We start from the raw sequence: 6716 nt of genomic DNA, 5'->3' as shown, positions 1-6716 counted from the left end.
CATTTGGACTGATTGACTTTATGGAGTTCTTTACACCAAATGGAGATGCGTTTAACCCAACGTGGAATATCATCGGATTACAGAATCAGCCATCAGCGAAGATATTTATCTTTGATCGTTATGGAAAACTCTTAAAACAGATCAGTCCTGCAGGACCAGGCTGGGATGGAACTTTCAACGGAAACATCATGCCATCAGCAGATTATTGGTTTAGAGTAGAATATGTAGATCCATTTGATGGAACACCAAAGGAGTTTATCAATCATTTTACGTTGAAACGATAGGTTTTTGTTGAAGTGAGAAAATAGATGAGATGAAAGAGTAAAGAAAATAGAGAAAAGAGAATAGAGAGAAAATAAAATTCATAAAAAACCGAAGTCATTTTGTCTTCGGTTTTTTTTATATCACAGACTTGATTTTTATAAGGAAACGATCAAATCATCATCATTGGTATCATTTGGTGTATGTAAATTCACATCTTGCAAGAAACCGTTTGAGAATACTTGTTGCATTTCCGTAGATAATAATCCGTTTCTATATTTCTTCCAATCTGAAACATTTTCACCAAACATATGGTTTACTAAATTTGGAAATTTCCAGTCAGAATTTTTTCCCCAATGGATCGTAAACGGAATATTGTGTTCTTGCAAAACTTCAATCATTCTCCTTGAATATTCTGTTAGACTCATCAATTTTCGTGATTTTTCCCAAAGCACACCATCTATTTCTAACATACAAGTGATTGGAAATTTTGTAAATCCTAAAGTGGCCTCAGTTTGTTTTACAAATCGCATCGCAAATATCCCTGGAATTGGCCCTTCTTTTTGTGTCATTTCTTCTAACACTTTATAAGCTTTCGACGAATCTTTATGATGAATTCCAACCGAACACGCAAACGCTGGACCTTGATATGGTGCATCCCAAAAGGTTTCATACAACGTTCCTAAGGTTTCTTCATCAACCGCAGGAAGAATTGTTTTTCGTAGTTGCTTAATGAACCAAGGAATACTTTTCGGAAATTTCTCAGATACTTTTATCAATAAATAAATTAAATCTTTGTAAAGTGATGTCTTTATCACTGGAAACGGATCTGGATACGGAATTTTATATGGTTTTTTATACATGATTTCCACTACATATTCATCTTCATTTGTATATGGATTGATAAAAACCTTGTAATGATACGGACGATTTGGCTTACCATTTTCATCAACTTCTCCATCAATTTCAAAGCTAGAGTTTTCAAAATCCATCGTGTCTGCTAATTCCAAAGCCGTTTCTTTTTTGATCTTCTTTACATATCTTTTTAATAGAAAACGATCTTCTGCTTCAATCACAACACCGTGAATAAATCCAAACGCGCCCAATCCTACCAAAGCAGCATTGAACAAATGATCATTTCGAATCACTTTTGCATTAATTTTTTTAGCAAAATCATCATTCAGCGCAGGTTTTGTATGTCGCTCCAAATACACAATGTCCGTTGGTTTATCGCCTACTATTATATTTAATCCAACTACATAATCTTGAATGGAACCCACATTTAGCGCCGATCCATGAACACCTGTAGATATACATCCTGCAATAGTTTGTCCGTTACTTGCGCCACTCGTTTTTAATGATTTTCCATGCGAACCCAAGACTTCTGAAATTCGCTTAATGGTATTTCCACATTGAAAAAAGAACAAGTTTTCATTTGCATAATTTGTGTCTTTATGCATCAAATTTTGTGGAATTGGAATATGAATACTCATAAAACCATTGTAATGCATGTTGTCTTTTTGATGCGCAATATGCGATAACGACCAACTAGAACCATAGGCTCTAAAACCTTCATTTCTGTTTGCGGCTTCTCGGATTAAACGTTGCATTTCTATAGCTGCATCATTATATCTATCATATTTAGAAAACATATTTGCCGAACCTTCTAATTCGGTTATATGCAGTGTTTTTAATGGAAACGGACCATTATTGTGTAAAGTATCCCAAGAACTCTTTGGGTGAGATTTTGTTGTTGCCATGATTGCTTAATTTTGAGGTTTCATACATACATATTTTACACGAACACGACGTTTTCGTCCAAATGTGACGGCACTTAAGAAAACACCTCCAAAAGTATTTCGGTATTCTACAGTGTGAATTCCACTCGTTCCGCACTCTTTCAACAATAAAGTAAAGTCTTTATCCGTAGCTTTTATCGTTATTACAGTATCAATTTCATTCACTTTCATCATTCGGTAATAATCCGTTCTATCACTAACAGGATCAGGCAATGGATCGCCATATACATTTTTCAATCGAACACTGTAACAAGATGAAAATAAACAACATACGATTAATACAATACTCCATCTAACGAAAGTTTTATTTTTAAGTTTCATAATTTCTTAATTTGATGTGTTATAAAAGTAATCGTTTTCTGATATATTCTCAAGGGTATAAACACCCTAAAATTCAACGTATTAAAGTCACTTTACAGTTCAGTAATCAAATATTACAACTCAGTCACAAAGAGTTTCATCAACCTATAGAATTAGAGACATTTGATAAAAAAATAAACTTATGGAGACTTTCGCAACCTATCTTATTTATATACACGCAACATTTGGAAGCATCGCTTTTATAGCAGGTTTTATAGCTATCATCACCAAAAAAGGAAGTAATAATCATAAAATATCTGGAATTGTATTTTATTATACAATGTTATTTTCGGCGTTATCAGCGTTAGTCATTGCAGTATTACCAAAACATGAAAATCCATTTCTTTTTACGATCGGAGTTTTCAGTTCCTATTTTATCATTTCAGGATATCGCGCGTTACGCTTCAAAAAACCAAATTCAACAGTACGTATAGATAAAATAATTGCATTCATTATGCTAATTACAGGAATTTGTATGATTATATATCCAATTTTAACCACAGGAAAACTTAATACTATACTGACCATTTTTGGAAGTGTCGGAATTGTATTCGCAATTCGCGATATAACACTCTTTAAAAATCCCAAAAAACTTCAAAAAGTTTGGTTAAAACTTCATGTTGGCAAAATGTTAGGTGGATACATTTCGGCAGTCACAGCGTTTATTGTTGTAAATCAGTTCATTCCTGGCATTGCGGGTTGGTTAGTGCCAAGTATCTTTGGAACTGCATATATGAATTATTGGTTTTGGAAATTGCGAAAAAAGAAAACAAAACTCACATAACATTTCTTTCTTAATGTTTTATTTTTAAGATTTTACCAAAACACCTTAACACACTTTTAAGAAATATTAACACTATATTGGCTAATTTAGGAGGCTAAACTAATGAACCCAATGTTAAGAACCAATCTTTCTATCCTTCTCGGATTATTCTTTGTATGCATCGCAGTTGCACAAGACAAAAAAGACACTGAAAAATGGGATGTTTCCAACCCGAAAGGCGACTTAAATTATAAAGATCACACATTTACCACAACGGAAGGTACTTGGATGAATTTAGACGTAAGTCCAGACGGAAAAACCATCGTATTTGATATGCTAGGCGACATCTATACGATTCCAATTTCTGGTGGAACTGCCAACGCATTACGTACAGGAATTCCATTTGAAATTCAACCACATTTCAGTCCTGATGGTTCAAAAATTCTATTTACAAGTGATGCTGGTGGCGGCGATAACATTTGGGTAATGAATTCAGATGGTTCTGATGCAAAACAAATTACGAAAGAAAGTTTTCGTTTACTAAACAACTCAACTTGGATGCCTGATGGCAATTCATTTGTAGCTCGAAAACACTTTACATCACAACGTTCACTTGGTGCTGGCGAAATGTGGCAATATCACATCACTGGCGGTTCTGGGTTGCAACTTACCAAAAAGAAAAACGCGCAACAAGACGTAAACGAACCTTCTGTTTCACCAGATAGTCGTTATTTATATTACAGCGAAGATGTATATCCTGGCGGATTTTTTCAATACAACAAAGATCCGAACAAGCAAATCTACGTCATCAAACGCTACGATTTTCAAACTGGAGAAATTACACAAGTTACTGGTGGACCAGGTGGCGCTTCGCGTCCGCAAATTTCAAGAGATGGAAAAAAATTGGCTTTCATTAAAAGAGTTCGTACCAAATCTGTATTGTATTTGCACGATTTAGAAACTGGAGAAGAATGGCCATTATTTGATGCTTTAGACAAAGATCAGCAAGAGGCTTGGGCAATATTTGGTGTCTATCCAAACTTTAGTTGGATGCCGAATAATCAAGAAATTGTATTTTGGGCAGCTGGGAAAATTCATAAAATTGACATCGCTTCACTAAAAATAACCAACATTCCGTTTACAGTAAATGCAAACATTCAAATTGCAGAAGCCGTTTCGTTTGATACGCCTGTGGCACCTGATACATTTGATGCAAAAGTCATTCGTCAAGCTGTCACTTCTCCTGATGGAAAAATAGTAGTTTTCAATGCGGTTGGTCATTTATGGAAGAAAAAATTGCCAAACGGAACACCTGAACGATTGACAAAAAGTACCGATTTTGAATCAGAACCTAGTTTTTCTCCTAGCGGGAAAGAAATCATATACGTTACTTGGAACGATCTCAATCTTGGTTCAGTTCGAAAAATCTCAATAAATGGCGGAAATTCAACACAACTAACCTCTGAAAAAGGAAGTTTCAGAACACCTTCGTTCTCGCCTGACGGAAAACATATTGTCTACAGAAAAGAACGCGGAAACAGCGATCAGGGATTTACATTTGCTAAAAAAGCGGGAATCTATACCATGACAACTTCTGGAAGCAAAACACATTTTGTGACCAAAGATGGCGAATATCCTATCTTTTCTGCGGATGGAAAACGAATCTTCATTCAAACTGGTGGAACGTATTTTGGAAGCTTAACAAAATCATTACACAGCGTGAATCTTGAAGGAAACGACAAACGCACACACTTTACTTCAAAATATGCCAACAGAATTGTGCCAAGTCCAGACAACAAATGGGTTGCCTTTTCACAATTGCACAAAGCCTATGTGGCGCCAATGATTATCATGGGACAAAAAGTAAATTTAGACAACAAAACGAAAGCATTTCCTGTAGCACAAATTGCCAAAGATGCTGGAGTCAACTTACATTGGTCGCCAGACAGTAAAAAAGTAATGTGGACGCTAGGAGACGAATATTTCTCAAATGAAATCAAAGATAAATTTACTTTCTTAGACGGTTCCCCAGAAAAAACTCCTGAAATTACCACGAAAGGAACAAAAATCAACCTGACGTTAAAAACAGACAAACCAAGCGGTCGAATTGCGTTTACAAATGCGCGAATCATTACGATGGATAATGAAAAAGTGATTGAAAACGGAACAATTATCATAAAAGACAATCGTATTGAAGCTATTGGAAAAGCAAGCGATATCGAAGTTCCTAGTAGTGCAAAAACCTTCAACATGGCAGGAAAAACAATCATGCCAGGAATGGTTGACGCACATGCGCATATTGGTGCTTTTCGTTATGGTTTAACAACTCAAAAACACTGGCAATTCTACGCAAACTTAGCTTTTGGAGTCACAACTGCGCATGATCCTTCTGCAAATACGGAAACGGTTTTTGCATTGTCAGAATTGGTGAAAAATGGAACGTTAGTTGGTCCACGTCTCTACTCTACTGGTTTTATCCTTTACGGAGCTGATGGTGATTTCAAAGCCGTTGTCAACAATCTAGATGATGCGCGTTCATCCATCAGACGTACCAAAGCATTTGGCGCATTATCGGTAAAAAGTTACAACCAACCACGACGCGAACAACGTCAGCAAATATTGCAAGCAGCTCGCGAGGAAGGAATTTTTGTAGTTCCTGAAGGTGGTTCAACATTCTATCACAACATGACCATGATTATGGATGGACATACAGGAGTTGAACACAACATTCCAATTTCGCCTGTGTATAAAGACGTTTTAGAATTATGGGGACATAGTAAAACTGGTTACACGCCAACCTTAATTGTAAATTATGGTGGTGTCAATGGAGAATTTTATTGGTATCAACATACGAATGTTTGGGAAAACGAAAAACTTTTAAAATACACACCAAGAGGAATTATTGACGCACGTTCAAGACATCGTACCATGTTACCTGAAGAAGAATACAAAAACGGACACATCTTAACATCTGAAACGGTAAAAGCTTTGGCAGACAAAGGTGTAAAAGTAAATCTTGGAGCACACGGACAATTGCAAGGTTTAGGCGCACATTGGGAACTTTGGATGATGGAACAAGGAGGCATGACACCTATGGAAGCCTTAAAAACTGCAACCATAAATCCTGCGGAATACATTGGAGCTGGAAACGATATTGGTTCCTTAAAAGTTGGAAAATTGGCGGATTTGATCATAATGGATAAAAATCCTCTGGAGAATATCCGAAATACGGAAAGCATTACACACACAATGATAAACGGTCGTTTGTACGATACCGAAACGATGAACGAAATCGGAAACGAATCTAACGAACGTACGCCTTTCTATTGGGAAAACAACAAATACAATGCAGCATTTCCTTGGCATGAAGAATCAAACAGTTTCATGCGTCCAGGTTGCGGCTGCCATTTGGGACATCAGTAGGGATTTTAAATGTTGAATGATAAATATTAAATATAAATGTGATTCGAAACGTCACTTCGAGTGAAATTCTGGAAGAATTTTGTATCGAGAAGTATTTGAAATGATAAATG

The 6716-nt window shown here is 36.0% G+C and carries 5 protein-coding genes; 3 read left to right on the top strand and 2 right to left on the bottom strand.

Going from position 1 to position 6716, the window contains the following annotated elements; translation table 11 throughout:
* Positions 1 to 284 (top strand): T9SS type B sorting domain-containing protein (locus AA089_RS22480; protein WP_156169264.1); only part of this gene is annotated, 284 nt, incomplete at its 5' end.
* A 135-nt stretch (positions 285 to 419) separates the two neighbouring features.
* Here the strand turns inward: AA089_RS22480 and AA089_RS22475 are convergent.
* Both AA089_RS22475 and AA089_RS22470 read right to left on the bottom strand, forming a co-directional pair.
* Positions 420 to 2021, bottom strand: a complete 1602-nt coding sequence (locus AA089_RS22475) for an FAD-linked oxidase (RefSeq protein WP_046759273.1) — start codon at positions 2019 to 2021, stop codon at positions 420 to 422.
* A 6-nt stretch (positions 2022 to 2027) separates the two neighbouring features.
* Positions 2028 to 2381 (bottom strand): hypothetical protein, encoded by a 354-nt coding sequence (locus tag AA089_RS22470; protein WP_046759272.1) that lies wholly within the window; start codon positions 2379 to 2381, stop codon positions 2028 to 2030.
* Between the two features lie 181 nt (positions 2382 to 2562).
* On the opposite strand from AA089_RS22470, the gene AA089_RS22465 reads away from it, so the two are divergent.
* Together AA089_RS22465 and AA089_RS22460 are read left to right on the top strand one after the other, a co-directional pair.
* Positions 2563 to 3204: a DUF2306 domain-containing protein gene (locus AA089_RS22465; RefSeq protein ID WP_046759271.1), complete on the top strand. Its 642-nt coding sequence runs from the start codon at positions 2563 to 2565 to the stop codon at positions 3202 to 3204.
* A gap of 111 nt (positions 3205 to 3315) precedes the next feature.
* Positions 3316 to 6606: an amidohydrolase family protein gene (locus AA089_RS22460; protein WP_046759270.1), complete on the top strand. Its 3291-nt coding sequence runs from the start codon at positions 3316 to 3318 to the stop codon at positions 6604 to 6606.
* The last annotated feature ends 110 nt before the right edge of the window (positions 6607 to 6716 follow it).

The organism is Kordia jejudonensis (assembly GCF_001005315.1).
GTDB classification, from domain to species: domain Bacteria; phylum Bacteroidota; class Bacteroidia; order Flavobacteriales; family Flavobacteriaceae; genus Kordia; species Kordia jejudonensis.
Note: the sequence above shows the minus strand (reverse complement) of the source record. Positions and strands in the feature narration are given on the sequence as shown.